This is a genomic window from Xanthomonas sp. NCPPB 1067, assembly GCF_020783795.1.
In the GTDB taxonomy this organism is placed as follows: Bacteria; Pseudomonadota; Gammaproteobacteria; order Xanthomonadales; family Xanthomonadaceae; genus Xanthomonas; species Xanthomonas melonis.
In genome coordinates this window covers 1-22,838 of record NZ_JAJGQG010000046.1, presented here as the reverse complement: position 1 = coordinate 22,838, position 22,838 = coordinate 1, and the positions used below count along the sequence as shown (strand labels likewise).

Genomic DNA, 22,838 nt, shown 5'->3' with positions numbered 1-22,838 from the left:
CTTCTTCACGTCCAATCTCCTCGGGGTAGGGAATTGGACTCCAAACCAAGGTGCTACTCAAACTGGGGGGGACGTCGATCCACGTCATCTGCGACTGCGCGCAGTCCTGGGGACTACTGGACTTCAAGCGCGACGATCTGGACGTCGACTGGGCCGTGTTCAACCTGCACAAGTGGATCGGATCGCCGGTCGGCGTGGGCGCTCTCTACATGCGCGAAGGCACGATGGCGGCGGTAGCGCCGTTCCCGGGCGAAGATCCCGGTGATGCCGACGTGGCCAATCGCGTGCACCTGGCGACGTCGGACTTTGCGGCCTTTCTCACTGTGCCGGACGCATTGGCGTTCCATCAAGCCATCGGCGGCGCGAACAAGGAAGCGCGACTGAAGTATCTCCGCCAAGCCTGGGTCAGCCAGTTCGAGAGCTCCAACCGCGTCGAAATCCTTGGCGCCACCAGCGCCAGCAATGCCTCCGGGATGGGCGGCTTCCGCCTGCGCGGCCAGGCCTCGAAGGAGCAGGTCAGCGCGCTGCAAATGCGGCTTCAGCAGGACTACGGCATCTTCACCGTTGTCCGCAATGACCTGGCAAGCGGTGGCTGCATTCGCGTAACGCCGCAGACATTCACCCCGATCGGCCACATACAGGCGTTGGTGAAGGCGGTTACTGCCATCGCCACTGCTAGCTGACCCACATCTGGGTCACTGCGACTGGTACGAACACCACTGGATCTGGCCAGTGGTGGCCAGGTCACCGCGACTCGACGCATTGACGCTTTTATGCAAGAGCTTGCCGGACAGACCCGCGACATCTCCTTCGAGCCAAGCACAAGCGCACTCCATGGAGTCGACATCGCCTAGGTGTCCAGTTCGCTGGCGGCGCTGTCCAAATCCTTGACTGTCCGTAATTAGCCAACGGCTACAGAGTGTTCGCTCCACAGATCATTCATACGAAGTCGCTGATCGGTATTTTTCTACCGAAAGGGTAACCGTATGTACGGATACACCGTACAGCCCCCGATCACACAACAGCGTACTCGCCTCCATTGGGAGCCTCTGTTGATCAACCAACATTAGGGGGAGGAATGAGGAGGCGCACTTAACGTTTCTCGAAATGTGTGCCTGCCCACGCCTTCCTGCGCAACCGGAGAAGCACCAGTGTTCGAGTTCCATGCACAAATCAAGAAGGGCAACAAAGGTAGCGCCGCCGAGCACTGCCGGTACGATGCCCGCATGGGCAAGTGGGCTGCGCAAGATGACCTGCTCGCTTTTGCCTTCGGCAACATGCCCGAGTGGAGCCGGGACCATCCCTTAACGTTCTGGAAGTACGCTGACGAGTGGGAGCGCAACGGCGGCGCCGCCTATCGAGAGTGGATCATTGCCCTCCCCAACCAGCTGAGCATCGAGACCAACATCGCCTTGATGAAGGAGATCGCGCAGGCTGTTGTCGGGCCGCGCCCGTGGCAGGCCGCCCTGCATGGCCCAGAAGCAGAACTTGGCGGGTGCATCAATCTCCACTGCCATCTGATGTACTCCGATCGCCCTGACGACGGCACTGCACGTCCTGCCGATCGCTACTTCACCCGTTACAACCCTGCCCATCCCGAGCGTGGCGGCTGCAGGAAGCTCAGTGGCGGCAAGACACCGTTCGAGATGAGCCAGGATCTCGTCGCATCTAGGATGACGATCTGCACGATCATCAATCGCTATCTGGCCGAAGCAGGCTTATCGTGGCAGGTCGATCACCGCAGTTTCAGAGCACGCGGCATCGATCGCAAGGCCGAGACGCATCTGGGCAAGGCGCAGATCAGGCACATGAGCCAAGCACAACGAGATGAGTACGTTGCTAACCGCCAATCCTCCCACAGCTTATAAGGCTCAGCTATGCGCTGCGCTTTCATCAGCCAGCTCGGGCCAGCGACTTTTGCTAGCAAGAACTTAAGCTGCAACCGTCGTAATAGGCCCGAAAAAAACGCCAGATCAAGGCTTCATAACGTAAATCCTATCCAATTTTCCTGGCGATCTTCTGTTGGCATTTCTACAGAACTAGAGCCAGAGAGCGTAGGCAAGAACACGCGAAGAGGTCCATTGGCAGAGCTATTGACGCTTTCATTGCGCTTAGCGTTCTCGGCCACCAGCCCTACTTCACCTTGATAGCGTCTGGAAAAAAAATGGCTCGGTGTCAGTACTACGCAAAGGGAGCAGATGCTCCCTTTGCGTAGTAAGGCAGGCACAGATCAGGAGGATGGCTGCACCTGCAGCCACTTCCCTCCATGAAAGACGTACAAGCTTTCCTCCTCCGTCGAGGGGCAGCAGGCCGGATCATCTGGCCCTGGGACAAGCAACGTCACATGCACCGTGCCTTCCTTCAAGCTCATCTTCTGGGCTGCGACCCCGAAGCCAGAGACCAACGTCGTGCCGGCCAGCTGCAACTGAGAACCTTCCTTGCGTTGGAATGCCGCCAGATAACTGCCCGCACCGTTGCCGTTTCCGCTGCCCTCTAAAGTGTAAAGGGCCACCACTTCTGGCTTGCCATCCCCGGTCAGATCGCCTTCGATCAGTTTCCTCGCGTCCTTGTACTCGGTAGCTCCATCCGCCTTCTTCGCCTCCTGGGCGATGGCAGCATTGATGACCTCAGCGTCCGGCGTGATCTGGAAAGCTTCTTGCGGAGGCGCCTTCTCTGCCTCGGCTTTTGCGCCCTTGGCGGCATCGCACTGGATAGCTTCGGCCTCAGCTTGCTTGGTGCCCGCCGGAACCTCGCAACCAGCGAGATTGAGCTCTCCGGCTTTCGCTACCTCATCTGCTTTGCCACACCCCGATACGGCTAGCGCGGCTAGCAGGATCATCGCGGACCGGTAAATCTGCTTCATCTTCATTTCCTTATCGCGTCCTGCCATGTTGTGCGGCATTGGCCAATTGATCGATGAAGTCCGGGGGTGTGGACCCACGGACTGAATTGCGGAAAATCCCTCTTCTCCGTAGTGCGCCTGTAGCTTCTCGAAAGCGCGTTCGCAGACAGACTCGTTCCCTCTACAATTGGCACAGCTGCCAATGAATTCGCTGCGTACCTGGTCGGCCCTGCTGATGCTTGGAGCATGCATCAGCAAGGTAGCCAGAACGCTTGCACTGCGAGAGCAGCAGCCGGTCAGCAGCAGATGGCTCTAGGTTGCCATCTGGATGGTTTTGCGCGAGCAGCCGCCAGTCGATCCTAAAAGATCGGGCCGAGCATCGACTTTTCATAAGACAAGAGCGTCTGAGAGTCGCCTTGGTCCGTTTCTACTCGGTAGCGGAAGCTGCGTTCGCGGCCTGGCTGGTAGTCGTAACTGATGCTGGCTTCGCATTCGTAGACATCTGTGTCCTTGTCATAACTCAGGACGCGGATTTTGGATACCTCGTAGTTGTCCGGAATTTTCCGGAAGGCCTCAACGTTAAACATGTCCATGTACTTCTTGGCTTCCGCGCTGCTCTCGTACCAAGTCACGCGCTTCTCCACCGCCTTGACGATCACGTCATGGATCAGGTCCATGGTCTTGCTATCACCACAGTCAGGCGTGCCACCGACACAACCCGACAATAGAACAGACACCAGCACCATGCTGGCTGAGACGATTCCCTTCATTTGATTCCCCTGTGTTTGGTAGGTGACCGAGTTGGACATAGGACGATCGGGCTAACCCAGACATCGCCAAATGCTAATCTTAGTATGTCGAATAGTAGTATTCAAACCCAGACCATCTCGCGATGGCTCGGGCAGCTCACGAAACTCGGTTGGTCACCGTCTTTGCTGGCAACGTCCGGCGATTGAGGAAAGAGCGCGGGCTGTCGCAGGAAGACCTTGCCGAGGCAGCCGGCGTCCACAGGACCTACATCGGTATGCTCGAGCGGGGCGAGAAGAATGTGACGATCTACAACATCGAGCGCATCGCACTGGCGCTTCGGGTTCGCCCCGGGTCACTTCTCGACTGACAGCAATCCTGTGGCCGGCCCTTCAGGGCTCGGCCACTGAACGTGGAACAAGACGAGTCGATTTACGGCGCGCTGTGCCGAGACCGACCCCAGAGCGGATGTCAGCCCTATACCCATCCCCGGATAGCCATCGAAACCGCCTGGTGAGCCGTGACCACGAAATGGTCCAGCAGCCGGATCTCCACCAACTGCAAGACTGTCTTCAACTGGACCGTGACCGCCCGGTCGGCTGCTGAAGGCTCAGTATGGCCACTCGGGTGGTTGTGAGCGACGATGACTGCCGCAGCGTTCAAAGCCAGCGCGCGCTGGACCACGATGCGCGGATGCACCTCCGCACCCTCCACGGACCCGGAGAACAGACGCTCTACCCCGATTAGCCTGTGCTGGTTGTCGAGGAAGGCAACCTCGAAGTGCTCCCGTATCTCACCGCCCAACCGCAGCCGGAAGAAGGCGCCGCACTTGGAGACGTCACCGAGTCGTGGCCCTGGTTCGCAGGCACGCTGCTCGAGGATGCGCAGGGCTCGTGCGACGATCTTGTCATCCCGTGCCCGGATAACCTCCTGCGATGGCGATGGCCGGCCATCAGACGGCGCACATGTGCGTGTCCCGGCCTGCATCACGCCACCATCCCCAGCACTTCGTCCCAAGCGCGCTGTTTGATCTTGGCTCCCTGCCCAAACCAGGCCGCATCCCGGCGATGATCATCACTTCGAGCACGCCGATGATGATCAACGTGCTCGGTGATGGCATTGAGCAGACCCCAAGCCGTTGCTCGGCTGGAAGCAAGCCTGGATCCTCGCCCATCTCCCTCATACAGCGCGCGCACTTTGGCCACCGCCTGTTCGTTGACCACCTGAGCCGCGTTGGGGGTGGCATAGGTCAACACACGGCGCAGTAGGACCTCTGCGGCATCTGGGTCTACCGGGGATTCGCACAGAGCCTTCATTCGTTCTACGAAGCCGCCCCAGGCTAAAACCGCAATGCCGAGCTGTCGCTTCACGAGGTCCGGATCGAAGTGGCTTCGGTGCGGCACCTTGATGGCGCCGCCACTGTCTCCCAAGGCAACCGCCAGGGTGTTGTTGCAGACCACCCTGATGGAGGTGAATTGCGCTGTTGTGGCCAGCGTCCCATCACAGGCAGTGGCCAGGAGAAGATAGCCGTCCACTCTGTCCCTCCCCCGAAGCACGGTGCTTTGACCGGTTCGGGCCAGCGCCCAGAACTTGCGCCCTTCCCGCAGGACACCCGCCGTCTCGAGCTCAAATCCGTTGTACGCCGTCAGATCCCGGTAGAACTCCAGGATCTCCCCTGGCTGGACGACCTGGAAGCGCTTCGAAACCACTGCCAGAGGCGCTTTGGTGTCAGAGCGATAGAGGACCTTGTTCCCTGGAAACGCATTGATGGCTCCAACGTTCTCGCCGCCAGTGATGTATCGAACCTCGGATTCCTCGATCTTCCAGTCCATCCCAGCCTGTTCCTTCCATGTCTCGATGGGCTGCTGTCGAGCGAGCTGATTACCCAGCCCATGCCAGGGCTTTTGGCCGACATAGGCCATTGATTCCAGCAAGTGCATTGTCGATTCCTAATAGTTGAGGCCATAAATGCACAAGGCCCGGACGAGCCGGGCCTTGTGAGAGGTAACGTTGGTTGTACGGATCAGTGATCGAAGAAATCACTGCAGTTAGGGCAAGTCGCCGCCACCGTGCATTTGACGATGCCCGCCATGACGGCTGTGGCCACCACCATGATGCAGTAGATCAACTCGACCTTGCTCTTCATCATCGCATGTACATTCCAAGCTAGCACTGCAATGCGGAGCGCCGGACGCGAGGCAGGACACCCTGCTTCGTTTAGGTAATATGGGTCTGAAAATATTTTTGTTGCTGCACATGCAGCTCAAGGGACAATGAATTTCAGCACCCTGGTGATTTAGATTGGCAAAGTGAATGCCTTCGCATGACCGCTACACATATCGACATGTGGGCAAGATTTTAAAAAAATCAAAAAATAAACCCAAGAAGACCTGCGATTTGGTCGTAAGCACTTGAGTGTGGATTCTTGCCCCCATCCCCATCCATGGGTGGGGATGGGGGCCTGGACAACATGGCTAGGTTGAGGTTCTTTCAGGACAGAAGTCATTAGGGAGCCTCTGAACGACTCTTTTGCCGGCCTCCGATCAGTACCTGGGGCAGCCTCCTTAAACCTCAAACATTGATTTCCAGGATGAGCGACCGCCGCGATCAAGCGAAATCCCAGGTTCGCTTGCAACGCCGCAAGTTGTTCGAAGCTTTCTTAGGTCGACGGCCTGTTCTTGCTGTAGACGATCTTCTTGTTTCCTGCTTCGCAACTGCCGATGACCTTGCGTTCCTTGATGTCGGCGTTGTCGACGATCTCCAGCGTGTAGTCCTTGACGCCGAGGTGATCGATTTTGTCGGTAAGCATGGCCTTCAATTCATCGCAATTTCTGCCGGCTGCCAGCGTTGGCGAGGAAACGAGGGCGAGCAACATGAGGGCGAGAGTAGATTTCATGATCGTACCGATGGTCGAGGAGAGGAAGGGGGGACTTGGGGATGGAAGGTGCGGCGCGTCCGAGGTCTGATGCGAGGACGTCCTGGTCGCGTGGCAGTTGACGCCTGATGCAGGCGGGCTCGGCGTGAAACGAGTGTAGCAAGTCGGGCGTGGGACAAGGGCGCCAGCAGCATCCTGCTTGGTCGGTTGGCGCTCGGCGATCCGCCACGCGTAGGCGAGAGCGCACACGCGGGATGCTTGCATGTGCGCAGTCTAGCGATCGGCCCGGACGCCCAAGTCGTACATCAGCCGTTTTGTGTAGTTGAGCTGCCGCGTCTGGTTGGCGCCGCATGCGATTTCCTTGCCCTTGTCCGATGTTCCCAGTCGGGAGAACAGGATCGACGAGCCCGACCCGAGCGGGTCGAACAAACTCTACCGGTAGCCACCGTTGTTAAATTCGATCGACACATCGCCGTTCAAGAACGAGCGATAAGTGAACAGTCCCATCCGTGACTTCCCGCTTGAGAATTTTCGCCTCGTCCGGCACATCGTCCAACCCGCCGATCTTGACGAAACGGCGCATCGACACCGTGTCGTACAGGGCTTCTTCCGCCGATGGATCGCTCAGCGCATACCACTGCTGCAAGAAGTGGATGCGCAGCATCGTTTACAACCGATACGGCTGGCGCCCTGGCTGCCCCGACTTCGGGTATTACGGCCCGATCAGCGCCAATAGAGCCTTCCACGGCACCACCTGATCCATTTCGGCCAAGAACACCTCACGCCGTGTCCGCTTGCGCTTGCCGTTGTACTCCGCATCGCCGAAGGTCAGTTGCATCGTCGTCATCCCGTTGCGTCTGTGCGATTGTCGCAGGATCGGGGGGAATTGTTCAGAGTTTCCTTAAGCGTGACAGGCTCAATCTACTCAACATTTTTGCCATCGATCATCTTGTTTATCGCGAGATGGGACCTCGCGGTCGTACTGGAGGCGCCGTGCCAGGGGCTTGCGACGGGGGCACGGACCGCATCGCCGGCCTGAATTTCGGTGCGTAATCCGCCTTCGCATTTCGTCCACCCCACACCGAAGAGGACAACGAGGGTCTAACCGGCTAGGTGGAGGTGCCAGTTGGTGCGAGCGCTAGGCTCTAAGTTACGATGGCCCCAGCAGAACGGCCTTCGCCATCCTCCTGGAACGGGCTGCTTTGCGTCCTTGTGTCACGGAAAGACTTTAGGTGAGGCTCGAATGAGTAGGAAGGCCAATGCACCAGTTAGTCTTGTGAGTCAAATTCATGACCAGGGACGTCTGCATGTGCCTCTGACTAGGGCCTGTTAACACATCCGAAGCCCATCAACGGTCAGCACAAAGCTGAGGAAGCCAAGGAATATGACGTCCAGCTTCTCAAAGCGTGTGAAAATCCGGCGGTAGCCCTTCAGGCGAAGGAAGATTCGCTCCACTTCGTTGCTTCGCTTCTACATTTCCCGGTCGTAGTCCCAAGGATCGACCCGATTGGACTTGGGTGGGACCACCGGCACGAAGCCAAGATCGAGCGCCAACTGGCGTGTTTCGTTGCGTTCGTAAGCACGGTCCATCAATAAATGAATCGGCCGCTCCACTGCCCCCAGATGTTCAAGCAACGTGTGGCCTGCAGGTACGTCATGCGCGTTACCAAGCGTCAGTCCGAATGTGACCACAAGGAGATTGGACGTGAATAAGCGTTTCACCGAAGAGCAGATCGTCCGCTTACTGCGCGAAGCGGGGGCCGGCATTGCCATCAAGGACATGTGCCGGCACCACCACCGCCCCCCCATCACCGTATCCACTATCTCCCCTTTGGGGACTGCGCTGCATCGGCACCTTAGCAAACTCGGTTAAGGTCATCACCATCACAGGCCCGCGGCTGGTCCTGATCTCCGCTGAGATCATCTTGGTACAGCGCCTGGCTTGTGCCGTACTTTGCGACCTACTTCTGGACCTGCGCTTCCAGAAGCCATAAACCGTTTGTTCGTTGCGAGGAGGGAGGGGGCAGTACGCATGCGCGTGCTGCCCCTAGAACGCCATCGACGACCCAGCCCAATTATTGGATCTGATAACGACTACTGGCATTTTGCGCCGCCCAAGATCTTGCTCCGCCCAGAACTCCAGCCTCTACGTCATGCGCCAAGCCGACGTCGAGATTCGCAGCACCGGTTTGAAACACGCCCATTGCATCGACCAACTGATTGACCTCAGCCAATACCGCACGCCGCACCGGACGTCGGGACGCAGTGATGGCCAGCGGATCCTTGGTGTAGTCAACGGCCAAAATCTCGGTCGACACAGAAGCCATCAAACGATTACTGCCTGAGGTACGGCTAGCCGATGCCGTGGTATTGCCAGCTTGCATCGGTGTCAGCAATGTTTCGAACTCCGCCGCTGAAATGCCGTGCCCACCATCTTCGGGCTGGATCATCCATAGAGCGTTGTTGCTACCCAGGAAGTGCTTGAGCACGCTCACCTGCTTATTGGCGTCGCCGTCCACTCGCACGATCAGGTCGTCGCCGTTGCGGTGGAAGCTCAGACGCGTCCGCTCGATACCAGCCATGAAGATGGAATCGCTGCCGCCACCGACACTCACGGTGTCCACGCCATTGCCCTCACGATAGGTGTAGACATCGTCACCCGTACCACCGAACAACAGGTCGTTGCCGTCCTCGCCAACGAGAGTGTCGTTGCCCGCGCCACCGTAGAGCATGTCGTTGCCCGATCCGCCGAAAGAACCGCTGCCACCCCACAGAAAATCATCGCCATCACCGCCTTCGATGCGGTCGTCACCGAGCATGCCAAATAGGGTGTCGTTGCCGGCCAGGCCGCGGAGCAGCTCCTTGCTTGTATTGCCGCTCAGCTGATCGTTCGCGGCGGTACCGGTCAGCACGCGCGCATAGTCGGCCGGATTGGCCTCGCCGTCACTGCTGGACACACGGGCATTGATCGCTGCGGTATCCAACTGGGTGCCGCTGCCGGGCTGCAGGACATCCAACGCGAAATCGCCGCCAAGGAAGTGGTTGGTCACACGCACACTGCTATTAGCGCCGCTGGCCAATGCAATCACCAGGTCATCCCCATCGCGGGTGAATCGTAGGTTGCTGACCGGTTGTCCATCCTGGAATTGCAGACGGTCGATACCGCCTCCGGTATTGTCAATCACATCGCGGCCGCTGCCGAACACATAGGTATCGTCGTTGGCGCCGCCCAGCATGAGGTCATCGCCATCCTCGCCGCGCAGTGTGTCGTTGCCAGCACCGCCCTCCAACGTGTCGTCACCGCTGCCGGTTCCATTGCCGCTGCCACCGGACAATGTGTCGTTGCCGGCACCACCTCGCAAGATATCGTTGCCGCCCATGCCCAACAAGGTGTCGTTGCCGCCCAGTCCGTCGATCAGATCCTTACCAGTCCCGCCAGTCAGTTGCTCTCCGGAGGCGGTGCCATTGATGGTCCGGTCGGGACTGCTGCTGTTGATCAGCTGTGCGATCTGCGTTGCGGTATAACGTGCGTTGCTGGCCTGCACGACATCCATGCCGGCATCACCGCCCAGGAAGTGGCCGCTGACGCGTGCCGCTGCGATCGTCGCGCCATCGATGTGCACCAGAAGGTCGTTGCCGTCGCGCTTGAACGACAGCCGGCTGCTGGCCACGCCATTCACCAGCAGGGTGTCGTTGCCGCCACCGGTATTGTTGATGATGTCGCTGCCAGAGCTGCCATCGATCACATAGGTATCGTCGCCGGCGCCGCCAATCAGCCGGTCATTGCCGGCGCCACCGGTCAGCTGGTCGTTACCACCGCGTCCGTTCAACGTGTCGTTACCGGCAAGGCCAAGCAGGGTATTGGCCGCTTCGCTGCCTTCGATGAGATTGTCCAGTGCGTTGCCCGTGGCTTGCCCACTGCCGGTCAAGCGCAGGTTCTCGACGTTGCCGGCTAACTGCACCTGCGAACCGGCGGAGCGCACGACGGTATCGATGCCCGCGTTGGCGGACTCGGTGACCCGGTCCGAATCGGTATCGACGTAGTAGGTATCGTCACCGCCGTAACCTTCCATGATGTCATTGCCCTGACCACCGTCGAGCACGTTATGGCCGCTATTGCCGTAGAGCCGATTGGCCGATGCGTTGCCGATCAGCGACAGGTTTCCTTGTCCATCCAGATAACCGTTCTCGACATTGGCTGAGAGCGTGGCAGACACCATGGCGTAGACCGTATCGGTCCCCTGGGCTGACAACTCCACCACGGTATCGCCGACGTCGTCGAGATAATAGGTATCGTTGCCAGCTCCGCCACGCATGTCGTCGGCACCGCTGCCGCCATCCAGCGTATTGTTCTGGCTGTTGCCAATCAGGGTCTGACGGCCGTCGCGTCCATAGGCTGCCTGGGCACTGCTGCCCTCGACCAATACAACGCGCTCGATATTCTCGTCTGCGGTATAGACAGACAGGCTGCTTTCGACAGTATCGGTGCCTTCTCCCTCCAGTTCGACGATAGTGGTCATGTCCTGACTATCCAAGACATAGGTGTCGTCGCCGGCCCCACCCCGCAGCACATCGCCGCCGCCATTGCCGGCGAGGCGATCGTTTCCGCCAAACCCCAACAGTTCTTCACGCTGCCAGGTACCGACAAGACTGTCGTCGCCTGCGGTTCCCTCGATCACCGCGACAGTGCGCAACTCCAGGTACATCGCGGTTGAGGCGCCGTGTTGATCGGTCGCGATCAGATTGAAGCCGAACCACTCCAAACCCAAGGGCGGCGTGCCGCTGATGGTACCGGTGGCGGAATCGATCTGCAGCCATTCTGGCCCATCCACCGCATAGGTGAGCGTGTCGTCTGCATCATCGACAAAGCTGCCGGCAGGAAGCGCCAAGCTGAAAGCCTGGCCTGTGCGAGGGCTGGCATCGTACTGGAACCAGTTGGCCACCGGCGGATCGTTGGTGATCTGCAGTTGCGCAAGATCGCCACGGCGAATGGTGCCGTCGGCGAACACGAACTCGTCGATGGTCCGCACCAGCACCAGCTCGCCGGGATTGTTCCAATCCTCGCGCCAATAACCCTCGATAATCAAGCGATCGTCGGCAGCGGTGCCAAGCTGGACGATCAGATCGAACCCGTCACGGGTCCAGGTCGCCTGTTCGGCGATGATGCCCTCACCGAAGATCACCCGATCAGTATCGCGACTTCCGTTGACGGAAATGATGCGGTCGGTACCGTCGCCAGCTTCATAAAAGAAGTTGTCGCTTCCTGCGCGCGTGCCGTAGGTCCTGCCGTCGCCGTTGAATCCGACCGTGCCGTACAGCACGTCGTTGCCGCGGCCACCGTGGATGTCCGCGCCGTACAGTGCCGCGTGGATGGTGTCGTCGCCCTCCTCGCCATACAGCGTGTCGGCCTCGTTGCTGTTGGTAGCAAGATTGAACTCTGTCAGGAAGTGGTTTCCGCGGATAATATCGTTGCCGGCTCCACCACGTATCTCGTTGGCATACATGTTGCCGGTGAGCACATTGTCGCCAAGGTCTCCCTGCAGATTGGCACGCAGCTCGATGGTGCCGTTAGGACCTTGAGTTCCAATGTTGTAGAGACGCAGATTCTCTACATTCGCATAGTCGGCCACCGAGACCCACATCGCCTGCGAGGTCAGCTCATCCCAGCCGGCGATGATCACCGTATCATTGCCGCCGCCGGCTTGTTCGATCACTTGGTCCTTCCGGGTGATCAAGTAGGTGTCGTTGCCCTCCAATCCAGCCAGCTGGTTCACCGCATCGACCAGATGGCCTTCGATGATGTTGTTGTCGCTGTTGCCGGTACCGCGGACGGCGTTTCCGGTCAAGCGCAGATTCTCAAGCTCCTGGCGTCCCTCGATCGAGTAGTCGATGCTTGCCTGCACAGTGTCACTGCTATCCGAGAATCCATTCTCGACGATCACATCGTCCAAGCTGTCGACGATAAAGGTATCGCGCGTGGCGCCACCGATCAGTGTGTCCTTGCCTCCGGCACCATCAAGGATGTATTCCTGTGTGTCGGAAATGCTGTTCGGCACTATCTGGATGACATTGTCCAGCGCATTGCCGGTAATTCGGTTGGGCGCACCAGGCCACCAATAGTTGGAGGGCGTAATCACAGCGTTCTCGATGTTCGCACCCAGGATCACGTCGTGGTAGTTGGAGTAGATCGTGTCAATACCTCCGTTTTCCAGCTCCTCTATCTCGCTGGAGTTGACGGTCGTTCTCCAGGAGGACCAGGAGAACGTGTGGTTGTAGTAGTACCTGTCGTCGCCACTACCACCAACGAAGCGGTCGATTGAACTGTCCACGCTGGCGTAGATCCGGTCGTTGCCCGCGCCGCCAAGCAAGATGTCCGCGCCTGCACCGTCGTACAGCGTGTCGTTGTCTTCGCCACCATCCAGGATGTCGTCGCCGTCCCCGCCCTGCAGCGTGTCGCTGCCGCCCATGCCGGACAACGTGTCGTTTCCGGCACCGCCATCCATGGAGTCCGGTGCGAAGGTACCGGTTTGCACGTCGTCGCCACTGGTGCCGCTCCACCACCGCGTCTGGAAGTTGGCAGCGGTGAACTCCACGCCATCGGCAAAAACAATGCGGTGATTGTTGTTGGCAAGGAAGCCTTCCAGCATCAATGCGTTGGAAACACCGGCATTGGACCAACCGCCGCTGGCGATCATGACGCCCAGCGTGGTTCCGCTGATCTGAAAGTTGGTGACCGCGTCGGAGTTCACCCCGACCATGCGGATCACGTCGCGCCCTGCATCGGCGGCATCGAGCCGACCGATCACGTCGTAACCGGATCCCAATGCCACGTGATAGGTATCGTCACCGCTTCCAGCGTCGACCAAATCCTCGGCCGCCATGCCATCGGCTACCAGATGAATGGTGTCGTTGCCATCGCCGCCCAGCAGCACGTCGCCGCCGCGTCCATCGGTCAGTGTGTCATCGCCAGCCCCGCCTTCGATGAGGTCGTCGCCGTCACCTCCGTCGATCGTGTCGTTGCCGTGCAGGCCGTACAGGCGTTCGTTGTCCTTGGTGCCATTCAAGGTATCCGCGTCGGTGCCACCACGGATCGGTGTTCCATACATGATGCCGGTGTCGAACTGGGAACGCGTCACCACCTTAAGGTCGTCGGTCTGGATCCGCAACGCCGTGGCGGCGGCGAAGTAGCCGACGACGCGAACGCTGTCGCCGCTCTCGAGCGAGACGACCAGATCCTGTCCCTCGCGGACATACCGCAGCTCGTCCACAGTGATGCCATCGAGAAAGTACAGCAGATCGGTGCTGCCCTGTTTCACCAGCACTGTATCGGTGCCGAACCCCCGGCGGAAACGATACTGGTTCTGGCCATCGCCGCCGTCGAGGGTATCGTTGCCAGCATCGCCGAGCAGGATGTCGTTGCCCTCGTCGCCTGAGAGGACATCGTCCCCCTCGCTCCCCTCCAGATAATCATTGCCGGCTCCGCCATGGACACGGTCGTTGCCCTGCGCAGCGGTGACATTGTCATTGCCATCCTCGGCAAGGATGACGTCGTTGCCTGCGCCACCGTAGACACTATCGTCGCCGATGCCGGCCTGGATCAGATCATCGCCATCGTCACCATCGATGGTGTCGTTGCCAGCCCCGCCGTAGATCGTATCGTTGCCAGCCTCGCCGTCGAGAATATCGTTGGAGTCGCCACCATCCAGAAGGTCGTTGCCGTCGCCGCCATTCAGAGTATCCGAGCCGACGCCACCACTGAGCTTGTCGCTGTCGCTGCCGCCATTCAAGAAGTCGTTGCCATCTCCACCATCGAGTACGTCACTGCCGGCTTCGCCGAACAGGCGGTCATTTCCGGTACCACCGGTGAGCCTGTCGTCGCCTTCGCCACCTTGCAACTCGTCGTATCCCGCGCCGCCGAGCAGAATGTCGTTGCCCTGCTGTCCCAGCAGGAGATCGTCACCGGATCCGCCATCGAGCAGGTCATCGTCATCGCCGCCAGCCATCTGGTCCGCACCGTCGCCGCCAAACAGCACGTCCTTGCCGGCCTGCCCGTGCAGTACATCGTCACCGACGCCGCCATCGAGCAGATCATCGCCATCGCCGCCCTGCAGTTCGTCGTTGCCGCTCTCGCCGAGCAGGCGATCCTGTCCCGTTCCGCCTGCCAGCAGATCGTCGTCGTCACCACCGGAAAGAATGTCATCGCCATCCTGCCCAACCAGCTGATCGTTGCCCGCGCCTCCGCGCAAAATGTCGTCGCCACCTGCGAGTTGGTCGGACTGCCCGTCACCCCAAAGCAGGTCGTTGCCGGCGCCGCCGTCAATCACGTCCGCGCCACCCTCTCCATACATTTCGTCCGTACCTTCGCCACCGTCCAGACGGTCGTTGCCGGTGCCGCCGGACAGCAGGTCATTGCCGTCGCCGCCAAAGACCACATCCTGCCCCGCGCTGCCGGAGATCACGTCGTCGCCGGTGCCGCCATCGAGCAAATCGCTGCCGGCACCGCCGATCAGCACGTCATCTCCCTCTTCGCCGTAGAGTGAAACGCCGATGGTATGAGTGTCACCGACGCCTCCCCCGAACGCGAACACGCCGTTTGTACCGGTAACACCATCGGGTTCAGCAGCACTGAAGTACTGCAGGGAATAGCGTGATGTGTCGATCCTTTGAAAACGGTAAGTCCAGCCAGCAACTCCTGACTTACCGCTGAAGTCGAAAGCATCCCCAAGTGTGAAAGTGGCGTAACCCACCAATCCCCCAGTCCCATCAGTAGTCATCTGCTTGGCGCCCTGCCAGCTGAAGTACGACTCGATGTCGCGCCAGACGTTGGTTTCGTCCATTGGCAACTCTGGCGACACCCGGAAGTTAAAGCCGAATGCATGCCTGGCGCTCAGGACGTCATCGCCCTTTCCGCCATAAGCGGTCGCCTCGTCGCCAAAACCGGAAACGAAATCATTACCGCCGCCTGCCAGGATCAGGTCACTGCCGCCATTGGCATTGATGATGTCGCTGCCCTCTCCACCCTCCAGCAGATCGGCGCCATCGCTGTAGGTTCCCAGGATCATGTCCCGCCCGGCACCTCCGACAAGATGGACCGGCGTGCTCGGTGCGGCGTCTAGATAGGGATTCAAATAGTCGGATTGGTCCGTGCCAACGGTTGGATCGCTCGGCGGCTGGCCCCCAGGAAGCAGGATACCGAACGTGCCGGGCGTCCAGTTTTCGACAATCGTGGTCCCGCCCGTGGTTCCCAGACGGATCACCAGTTGCTTGCTGTCGCCCGCCGAGGCCACCGTGACGCGAATATATCCGTCTGCGGCTTCCCAGGTGTTCTCTGAGGTGGCCACCAACCCGGCTGCCCAGTTGCTGTTGCCATCGATCTCCAGCAGGCCGATGCCGTCGGCGTCGGTGATGCGGTCGATATCGCCTGGCGCGCCTGCATAAAGCACATAGGTGTCCGTGCCCGCGCCGCCGCGCAGGAGGTCGCTACCGATGCCACCATCAAGGAGGTCATTGCCGTCCTCGCCGAATATCGTGTCGTTGCCGACGCCGCCACGCAGCACATCGTTACCGATTCCCCCGGCCAGGATATCGTCGCCCGCGCGGCCCTCCAATGTGTCGCTCCCGTCCATGCCGTACAGCACGTCGCCGGTGTCGGTACCGGCCAGCGTGTCGTTCTGGACGCTGCCATAGACCGCGGCGCCCTTGTCGGGGCCGGTGAAGATGCGCAAGGGGGCGCTCAGCGCCGCCATGAATTCGCGTACCTGATCCTGGTTGATCTCGCCGTCAGTGCTGTCCAGCCCCATGGCGACAAGGAACTCGGCCAGCGCAGCGGACGGATTAAGTAACGACAGCGGGTTGTCTTCCAGACTCTCGGTACCGACGCGTGCCAACCAGGCGGAGAAGATGTCAGGGTTATAGCCCAGCCGGTCGAACCAGGAGGCGGCCTTGCCGCTGCCGTCGCTGTTCTGCCAGACGGTCAGCGCCAGCCGGATTCCGGATGCGCTGTCGAAGGGCCAACGCCCGTTGCTGTCGAGCAAAACATCCCACAGTTCGTTCCGCTGGTCTTCGTCCAGCAGTTCGAATGGCGTGTTCATGGTCCAGGAGTCTGTGGGCAGGTTGAGGCTGAGGAAGACATCGCTGTGAAAGGCCCATGCCTCGTCGGCGGTGATCTCTCGCACCACGCTTCCGTCGTTGTCCCTAGCGATAATATCCAACTGTCCCAGGAAAGCTTCAGCCATTCGCCTTCTTACATCCTGGATGTCGGCAGAATCTACAGGGGTCCCCGCAGCGCCAGCAGTTTCTTCAAGAAATTCAAGCGCCGACAGCCCAGAAAACATGTTTCCACGCGCGACACCACTAGCAAGCCGTGAATAACGATGTCCGAATGTCGCTATGTAAGCATACATATCTTCGATCCGTCCCGCTTCCAGAAGTGCGCGGGCCTGGGACAGATTTTCTAGATTCATTTGGTTAACCATGATTAATTCCCTTTACTTCATGTTTTGAAGGACATTCGGCACGTATTTTCTTTAGATAGGAATGAATCGACGAGGTTATTTGCGGCCATTCCGGCAAGAGATTAGCGCGATAAGAGATCCTCACCTTCACTTGCGCCAGTCCCGGCTCCAGAACTAGCTGATTGCATAGAGAAGTCCAGCGCGGGGGATCGAATTTTTCGCCATGCAAGCATGTTATTAGTGTCGTTGGCTCCTGCCCAGCTTCCATCTGATCGGAGTACACAATAAAATTTGTTCTGTTCGGCAATGGGGTGCGAAGATGTCCAAACTTTAATTGCAACGTCGGATTTTCCCCGTATACCAGTGGGACGCCCCAAGGATAATCGGCAACCTCTCGATTTCGATAAAGCATGAAATCTCTCCTACCAGAGAGCGTGACCTTCTCAGTAGACGCAAGGCGGCTCATGCCGATTTCGATCCACTGGGAATTTCCCGTCGATCGACTATGATGCACGCGGTAATCCTCAGCGTTCTTTTCACTGAGCGGTTCCATCTCAGGCCAGCGCAGCCGTATGACCAGACTGCGCAATGGACGCTCACACTTGCCTTTCAGCTCCTTCGTGCCCGGCTCGGATTCGTAAAACAGGAGATCCTGTGCCGGTACACGAATGACGTTGGGGCCGATGGTACCGACCAGATCAGGACGATTGGCCTTGTCGGCGGAACTGGTCCTCGAACAAGCGGCAGCTAGCACCGAGAGAAGCAGCAGGACGCATCTTCCCATGAAGAATTTCATCTGCGAATGCTTGTATGCGGCATGTCGATTCAGCGTATTTTGCATTGTTCGCCCATGAGGCAAAGCATCTTTAGTGATCGCCTCATACATGAGCGAGTTCCTTTGCTTTCTGTTGTATTGAATATGGATTGACGATCTTCCGTAGAGCCGCCCGAGTGACGCGACAACCATCCAAGCCGGCAGCCAGCCGGTAATAACGACGACCGAATTCCCCAATAAAGGCATACATGTCTTCGATCCGATCCGCTTCCAGCAGTGCTCGGGCCTGAGTCAGATTTTCCAAATTCATAGTATCAACCATGATTAATTTCCTTTACTTCCTGTTTTGAAGGGCATTGAGCACGTGTTTTCTGCAAATAGGAATGAACCGCGGAGGTTATTTGCGGCCATTCCGGCAAGAGATTAGCGCGATAAGAAACTCTAACTTTCACTTGCGGAAAGCTTGGCTCAATGATCAACTGATCACATAAAGGCGTCCAGCGTGGCGGGTCATATTTTGCACCATGAGTGCAGTCGATTAATATATTTGAATCCTGCCCCTTCTCAATTTGATCGGAGTACACGATTGAATTGACTTCATGGGGCAAGGGGGTGCTCAGATGTGCAAATTTCAGACCTGCATCCGCGGAATAACCATAAGTGAGCGGAAGTCCATCCGGATAGCTTGAGACGATCCGTTTTCGATAGAGCAAGAAATCCCTCGTTCCAGAAAGCGTGACCTTCTCGGTAGGAGTGAGGCGAGTCATGCCAATTTCGATCCATTGAGAGTCGCCGACCGATTGCCGGTGATGAACTTGGTAGTTCTGGGCATTATTCTCATTAAGTGGCTCCATGCCCGGCCAGTGCAAACGAATGACCAGACTGCGCAATGGACGTTCACATTTGCCTTTCAGATCCTTCATGCCCGGCTCGGATTCGTAGAACAGAAGATCCCGTGCTGGCACACGAATGACGTTCGGGCCAATCGTGCCGACCAAGTCTGGACGGTTGGCCTTGTCGGTGGGGCTGGGGCTGGTCCTGGAGCAGGCGGCCGCGAGCACCGACAATAGCAATAGGACACACCCACGCATGACGGCCCCTATCTGGACGTGTGTGTATGCAGCACGACGCTTCGGACACGTTTGCAGTGCTTGCGCTTGTATCAAACAGTGCGCGCTTATGGTTTCAGACATGGCCAAGCTGTTCTTGGGTTTTCTGCTGTTAAAATATTAGGCAACCGCTTTTTGCAAGCACATGTAGACGGTAGAATTTTTAAAGGCCGTTCCGCCAAAGAATTCCACAATAAAAAATGCCGAGTATAGCTACGCCGGTGCAGTCCCCACATTGGCTTATCTCTCTCTCAAAGATTCTGACACATGCGTTCGCAAGGGACTCAACAAATAATCAATCACCCGCCGCTTGCCCGTCTTCACTTCCGCACTCAAGGTCATCCCGGCACTCATCCGCACCTTGACCCCATCGATCTCCAGCGTGCTGCCGTTCAATTTGATGCGCGCGGGAAATACCAGGCCCAGCTTTTCGTCCTGCGCGGCATCGTGGGAGACGCTGGCGACCGTGCCGGTCAGATAGCCGTAGCGGGTATAGGGGAAGCTATCGACCTTGACGGTGACCGGTTGACCCGGCCGCATGAAGCCGATGTCCTTGTTCAAGACGGTGACTTCGACCTCCAGTGCTTCTTCGGCCGGCACTACGACCAGTAACGGCTGTGCGGGCGTGACTACACCGCCTACGGTGTGGACGGCCAGCTGCTGGATGGTGCCGTCGACGGGCGCATGCAGGGCCATCAGCTTGTCGCGCTGGCCGGTCTTGGCGACGTCCTGGGTCAGCTGGCCGGCTTGCTCGCCTGCCTGGCGCAAGGCATCCAGTGCCTGCTGGCGTGTGTCGGTGACAAGCACGCGCAACTCTTCCTGCGCCGCACTGATCGCCGAGCGGATTTCCTGCAGGCGGTTGCGCTGGGTGGCGAGCTGGCTTTCTGCGGCGATGCGTTCCTGTTCGCGCAACAGGTAGTCATGGCGGCCGACGTACTTGCCTTCGACCAGGCGGCCGTAATCTTCTGCGCGCACTTTGGAGATGCGTGCGGATTCGGCCAGCGGTTGGATCGCGTCCTGAGTGGTCTGCAACTCGGCTTGGCGTTGGGCGATGCTGGCTTGCAGGTTATGCCGGCGCGCCTGGAATGCGTCGAACTGGCTGCTGACCAATTGCTGCTCGTTGGCCACGCGCTCGGCGGGGAGATCCGGAGCGGGATCCAGCTGCGGCGGCTGCCCGGTCGCAATGGCTGTTGCCAACGCTGCCTGCCGTAGCGCGGCCAGACGAGCATTGACCAGCGCGTCGCCGGCCTGGGCGAACTCGGCGCCGGTGGCGGTGGCATCGAGTTCGACCAGCAATTGGCCTTTCTTCACCGCCTGTCCGTCGCGTACCAGGATCCTGCGTACCACCGCGGTTTCTGCGGTCTGCACCACCTTGGTCCGCGAGTCGACCACGGTCTTGCCTGGTGCCACGGCGACGATATCGAGCTTGCCCAGGCACGCCCACAGCAGCGCGACACAGAAGAAGCCGATGATGATGCGCATGGTCCAGCGCGCGGTGGGCGAGACAGGCGTTTCGGTCAGCTCAAGGTGGGCGGGCAGGAACGCGCGCTCGTCGGCGCTGCGCGCGGGCGGGTCGAGCTGGCGGCGCACCGCCCAGGCCGATTTGAAGATCTTGAAATAGCGGAGAAAGAAATCGCGCCATCCCTGGAGCAGGTGCTTCATGGTGTCCCCTGTTGCAGTCTGTACAGATGCGCGTACTGGCCTTCCGGCCGGTCGACCAGCTCGGCATGCGAGCCGCTCTCGATGATGCGTCCCTTCTCCACCACAACGATGCGGTTGGCCTGCCGCACGGTAGACAGGCGATGGGCGATGATCAGCACGGTGCGTCCCTTGCAGATCGCACGCATATTGCTCATCACTGCGTGTTCCGATTCGTAATCCAGGGCGCTGGTGGCTTCGTCGAGAATCAGAATGCGCGGATCGCCGATCAGTGCGCGCGCGATCGCAATGCGCTGCCGCTGCCCACCGGACAGGCCGGTGCCGTGCTCGCCAACCTTGGTGTCGTAGCCTTCCGGCAGTTCCAGAATGAAGTCGTGGGCACCTGCCAGCTTGGCCGCATGGATCACCCGCTCCAGCGGCATGCCGGGATCGGTAAGGGCGATGTTTTCGCGCACGCTGCGGTTGAACAGGAAGTTTTCCTGCAGCACCACGCCCAGCTGACGGCGCAGCCAGGCCGGATCGGCCAGTGCCAGGTCCTGGCCATCGATCAGCACCCGCCCGCGCTCGGGCGTGTAGAGCCGCTGCACCAGCTTGGTCAGCGTGCTCTTGCCGGAGCCGGAACGGCCAACGATGCCGATGATTTCGCCTGGGCGAATGTCCAGCTCGATCCCGTTGAGCACCTCGGGCGCATCCGGCCGGTAGCGGAACGTGACCCGCTCGAATGTCACCTGCCCACGGATCGGCGGCAGTGCCAGGCGGCTGCCCGGCACCTCGGTGTGGGTATTGAGTATGTCGCCCAGCCGCTCGACCGAAATGCCGACCTGCTGGAAGTCCTGCCACAACTGAGCCAAGCGAATGATCGGCGCGGTGACCTGGCCGGACAACATGTTGAAGGCGATCAACTGGCCAATCGACAGCTTGCCTTCCATCACCAGCTTTGCGCCCCAGAACAGCACCGCCACGGCGGTGAGCTTCTGCACCAGTTGCACGCCTTGCTGGCCCAGCGTGGCGATGCGGGTGACGTTGAACCCGGCGCTGACATAGCCGGCCAGCTGGTTGTCCCAGGTGCGGGTCACGCGCGGATCCACCGCCATCGCCTTGACCGTGCCGATGCCGCTGACCGTCTCCACCAGGAAGGATTGGTTGTCTGCGCCGCGCGCGAACTTGTCGTTCAGGCGTTTGCGCAGCACCGGGGTGACCAGGCCCGAGATGGTCGCGTACAACGGCAGCGACAGCACCACGATCAAGGTCAGCCAACCGCTGTACCAGAACATCACCGACAGAAAGACCACCGTAAAGAATAGGTCCAGCACCGAGGTCAGCGCCTGTCCGGTCAGGAAGTTGCGGATGTTCTCCAGCTCGCGGACGCGCGCGATGGTGTCGCCGACCCGCCGCGATTCAAAATACGCCAGCGGCAGCGACAACACATGCCGGAACAGACGCGCACCCAGCTCCACATCGATCTTGCTGGTGGTGTGGGCGAAGACGTAGGTGCGCAATCCGGACAGCAGCACGTCGAACACCGCCATCGAGACCAGCCCGATCGCGATCACGTCCAGCGTGGTCAGGCCGTTGTGCACCAGCACCTTGTCCATCACCACCTGATAGAAAAGCGGTGTGATCAGCGCGAACAGCTGGATGAAGAACGAGACGATAAAGACCTCGAGCATCAGCTTGCGGTATTTGACCACTGCAGGAATGAACCAGCTGAAGTCGAACTTGGCCAGGTCGCCAAGCACCGAAGCCCGCGAGGCCACCTGCAGCAACCGCCCCTGGTAACGTGCTTCGAACTCGGCGGGCGAGATGGAGCGCGGCCGCTTTTCGACCAGATCGTGGATCAGGATCTGGTCCGCCCCGACCTTGGCGACGATAAACGCGTCGCCATCCGGCACCAGGGCCAGGGCCGGTAACGCCGCCATGCCGATCCGTACGGCCGGCTGGGCAACGACTTTGGCTTTTAGCCCCAGTTGCTTGGCTGCCAGCAGCAGCGTGGTTTCGTCGAACGGCTCGCCGCCTCGTCCGAACCCATGCGCCAGCTGCACCGCGTCCGCGGCAACGCCATGAAATTGCGCCAGCAGGACCAACCCCTGCAGCCCCAGATCCGGCCGGTCTTGCACCGACGAGCCGCCCTCGACTAACGAGAGCGACGCACTTCCCCCTGACATACGCGTTCCTTGCTGTCGAGCCCAAGCCGGGCTCAAGTGGTGGAATAGAATCAGGGGCCGTTAAGAAGCTGTCAACCGCCGGCGTCTCTGCTTTGCGATTGAGTCCTGAAGCACTAGAGCCACGTGCACGTCAACACTGAACCGCCCCGGGAACCCCGGAGGCTCCATTACTTGAGAAGATGGAGCCATGAGCAGAGCAAGCAAGTTTTCCC

Annotated in this window: 15 protein-coding genes and 3 pseudogenes; 4 read left to right on the top strand and 14 right to left on the bottom strand. The window is 59.4% G+C overall.

The genetic code is table 11. The annotated features are described in order from the left end of the window. Positions 1–50: 50 nt before the first annotated feature. Complete coding sequence (locus LL962_RS20185; RefSeq protein ID WP_228318202.1) at positions 51–683, top strand: aminotransferase class V-fold PLP-dependent enzyme; 633 nt, start codon at positions 51–53, stop codon at positions 681–683. Between the two features lie 468 nt (positions 684–1,151). Then, entirely contained in the window at positions 1,152–1,868 is a 717-nt protein-coding gene (locus tag LL962_RS20180) for a MobA/MobL family protein (protein WP_228318201.1), read from the top strand. Positions 1,869–2,230: 362 nt separating this feature from the next. On the opposite strand, the gene LL962_RS20175 is transcribed toward LL962_RS20180, so the two are convergent. Next, the gene (locus tag LL962_RS20175; RefSeq protein WP_228318200.1) at positions 2,231–2,863 is read right to left on the bottom strand and encodes a hypothetical protein; all 633 of its coding nucleotides are present in this window, start codon (positions 2,861–2,863) and stop codon (positions 2,231–2,233) included. Positions 2,864–3,201: 338 nt separating this feature from the next. Beyond that, complete coding sequence (locus tag LL962_RS20170; protein ID WP_228318199.1) at positions 3,202–3,651, bottom strand: hypothetical protein; 450 nt, start codon at positions 3,649–3,651, stop codon at positions 3,202–3,204. Positions 3,652–3,761: 110 nt separating this feature from the next. Here LL962_RS20170 and LL962_RS20165 point away from each other — a divergent pair, with 110 nt between their 5' ends. Further along, positions 3,762–3,959: a helix-turn-helix domain-containing protein gene (locus LL962_RS20165; RefSeq protein WP_228318198.1), complete on the top strand. Its 198-nt coding sequence runs from the start codon at positions 3,762–3,764 to the stop codon at positions 3,957–3,959. Between the two features lie 107 nt (positions 3,960–4,066). Here LL962_RS20165 and LL962_RS20160 read toward each other — a convergent pair whose 3' ends face one another. The 6 genes and pseudogenes from LL962_RS20160 to LL962_RS20140 all read right to left on the bottom strand — a co-directional run. Then, the gene (locus LL962_RS20160; RefSeq protein ID WP_343237490.1) at positions 4,067–4,576 is read right to left on the bottom strand and encodes a JAB domain-containing protein; all 510 of its coding nucleotides are present in this window, start codon (positions 4,574–4,576) and stop codon (positions 4,067–4,069) included. After that, positions 4,576–5,529 (bottom strand): DUF932 domain-containing protein, encoded by a 954-nt coding sequence (locus LL962_RS20155; RefSeq protein ID WP_228318197.1) that lies wholly within the window; start codon positions 5,527–5,529, stop codon positions 4,576–4,578. Before LL962_RS20155 ends, LL962_RS20160 begins: the two co-directional genes overlap by 1 nt. A gap of 83 nt (positions 5,530–5,612) precedes the next feature. Beyond that, positions 5,613–5,738 (bottom strand): hypothetical protein, encoded by a 126-nt coding sequence (locus LL962_RS20935; RefSeq protein WP_255171906.1) that lies wholly within the window; start codon positions 5,736–5,738, stop codon positions 5,613–5,615. Between the two features lie 510 nt (positions 5,739–6,248). Beyond that, a complete protein-coding gene (locus LL962_RS20150) occupies positions 6,249–6,464 on the bottom strand; it encodes a DUF1161 domain-containing protein (RefSeq protein WP_228318203.1) in 216 nt (71 codons plus the stop codon). A 523-nt stretch (positions 6,465–6,987) separates the two neighbouring features. Beyond that, positions 6,988–7,302 (bottom strand): annotated as a pseudogene (locus LL962_RS20145) (transposase); the annotation flags it as partial. A gap of 491 nt (positions 7,303–7,793) precedes the next feature. Next, positions 7,794–8,153: pseudogene (locus LL962_RS20140) on the bottom strand (transposase); the annotation flags it as partial. A 16-nt stretch (positions 8,154–8,169) separates the two neighbouring features. On the opposite strand from LL962_RS20140, the pseudogene LL962_RS20135 reads away from it, so the two are divergent. Then, positions 8,170–8,259 (top strand): annotated as a pseudogene (locus tag LL962_RS20135) (transposase); the annotation flags it as partial. A gap of 280 nt (positions 8,260–8,539) precedes the next feature. On the opposite strand, the gene LL962_RS20130 reads toward LL962_RS20135, so the two are convergent. From LL962_RS20130 to LL962_RS20105, 6 genes are all read right to left on the bottom strand, one after another. Continuing rightward, complete coding sequence (locus LL962_RS20130; RefSeq protein ID WP_228318196.1) at positions 8,540–16,927, bottom strand: putative Ig domain-containing protein; 8,388 nt, start codon at positions 16,925–16,927, stop codon at positions 8,540–8,542. A gap of 4 nt (positions 16,928–16,931) precedes the next feature. Then, positions 16,932–17,804, bottom strand: a complete 873-nt coding sequence (locus tag LL962_RS20125) for a hypothetical protein (protein WP_228318195.1) — start codon at positions 17,802–17,804, stop codon at positions 16,932–16,934. Then, the gene (locus tag LL962_RS20120; RefSeq protein WP_228318194.1) at positions 17,797–18,015 is read right to left on the bottom strand and encodes a hypothetical protein; all 219 of its coding nucleotides are present in this window, start codon (positions 18,013–18,015) and stop codon (positions 17,797–17,799) included. Before LL962_RS20120 ends, LL962_RS20125 begins: the two co-directional genes overlap by 8 nt. Continuing rightward, the gene (locus LL962_RS20115) at positions 18,008–18,886 is read right to left on the bottom strand and encodes a hypothetical protein (RefSeq protein WP_228318193.1); all 879 of its coding nucleotides are present in this window, start codon (positions 18,884–18,886) and stop codon (positions 18,008–18,010) included. Before LL962_RS20115 ends, LL962_RS20120 begins: the two co-directional genes overlap by 8 nt. A gap of 156 nt (positions 18,887–19,042) precedes the next feature. Further along, on the bottom strand, positions 19,043–20,464 hold the full coding sequence (locus tag LL962_RS20110; protein ID WP_228318192.1) for an HlyD family type I secretion periplasmic adaptor subunit: 1,422 nt from the start codon (positions 20,462–20,464) through the stop codon (positions 19,043–19,045). Then, a complete protein-coding gene (locus LL962_RS20105) occupies positions 20,461–22,626 on the bottom strand; it encodes a type I secretion system permease/ATPase (RefSeq protein WP_228318191.1) in 2,166 nt (721 codons plus the stop codon). The genes LL962_RS20110 and LL962_RS20105 overlap by 4 nt, the downstream gene beginning before the upstream one ends. Positions 22,627–22,838: the final 212 nt, after the last annotated feature.

Excerpts from the sequence above, each read along its gene's own strand:
- LL962_RS20935 (WP_255171906.1), bottom strand. The coding sequence starts at position 5,738 with ATGATGAAGAGCAAGGTCGAGTTGATCTACTGCATCATGGTGGTGGCC.
- LL962_RS20125 (WP_228318195.1), bottom strand. The coding sequence starts at position 17,804 with ATGTATGAGGCGATCACTAAAGATGCTTTGCCTCATGGGCGAACAATG.
- LL962_RS20115 (WP_228318193.1), bottom strand. The coding sequence starts at position 18,886 with ATGTCTGAAACCATAAGCGCGCACTGTTTGATACAAGCGCAAGCACTG.
- LL962_RS20110 (WP_228318192.1), bottom strand. The coding sequence starts at position 20,464 with ATGAAGCACCTGCTCCAGGGATGGCGCGATTTCTTTCTCCGCTATTTC.
- LL962_RS20120 (WP_228318194.1), bottom strand. The coding sequence starts at position 18,015 with ATGGTTGATACTATGAATTTGGAAAATCTGACTCAGGCCCGAGCACTG.
- LL962_RS20160 (WP_343237490.1), bottom strand. The coding sequence starts at position 4,576 with ATGCAGGCCGGGACACGCACATGTGCGCCGTCTGATGGCCGGCCATCG.
- LL962_RS20170 (WP_228318199.1), bottom strand. The coding sequence starts at position 3,651 with ATGTCCAACTCGGTCACCTACCAAACACAGGGGAATCAAATGAAGGGA.
- LL962_RS20105 (WP_228318191.1), bottom strand. The coding sequence starts at position 22,626 with ATGTCAGGGGGAAGTGCGTCGCTCTCGTTAGTCGAGGGCGGCTCGTCG.
- LL962_RS20150 (WP_228318203.1), bottom strand. The coding sequence starts at position 6,464 with ATGTTGCTCGCCCTCGTTTCCTCGCCAACGCTGGCAGCCGGCAGAAAT.
- LL962_RS20175 (WP_228318200.1), bottom strand. The coding sequence starts at position 2,863 with ATGAAGCAGATTTACCGGTCCGCGATGATCCTGCTAGCCGCGCTAGCC.
- LL962_RS20130 (WP_228318196.1), bottom strand. The coding sequence starts at position 16,927 with ATGAATCTAGAAAATCTGTCCCAGGCCCGCGCACTTCTGGAAGCGGGA.
- LL962_RS20155 (WP_228318197.1), bottom strand. The coding sequence starts at position 5,529 with ATGCACTTGCTGGAATCAATGGCCTATGTCGGCCAAAAGCCCTGGCAT.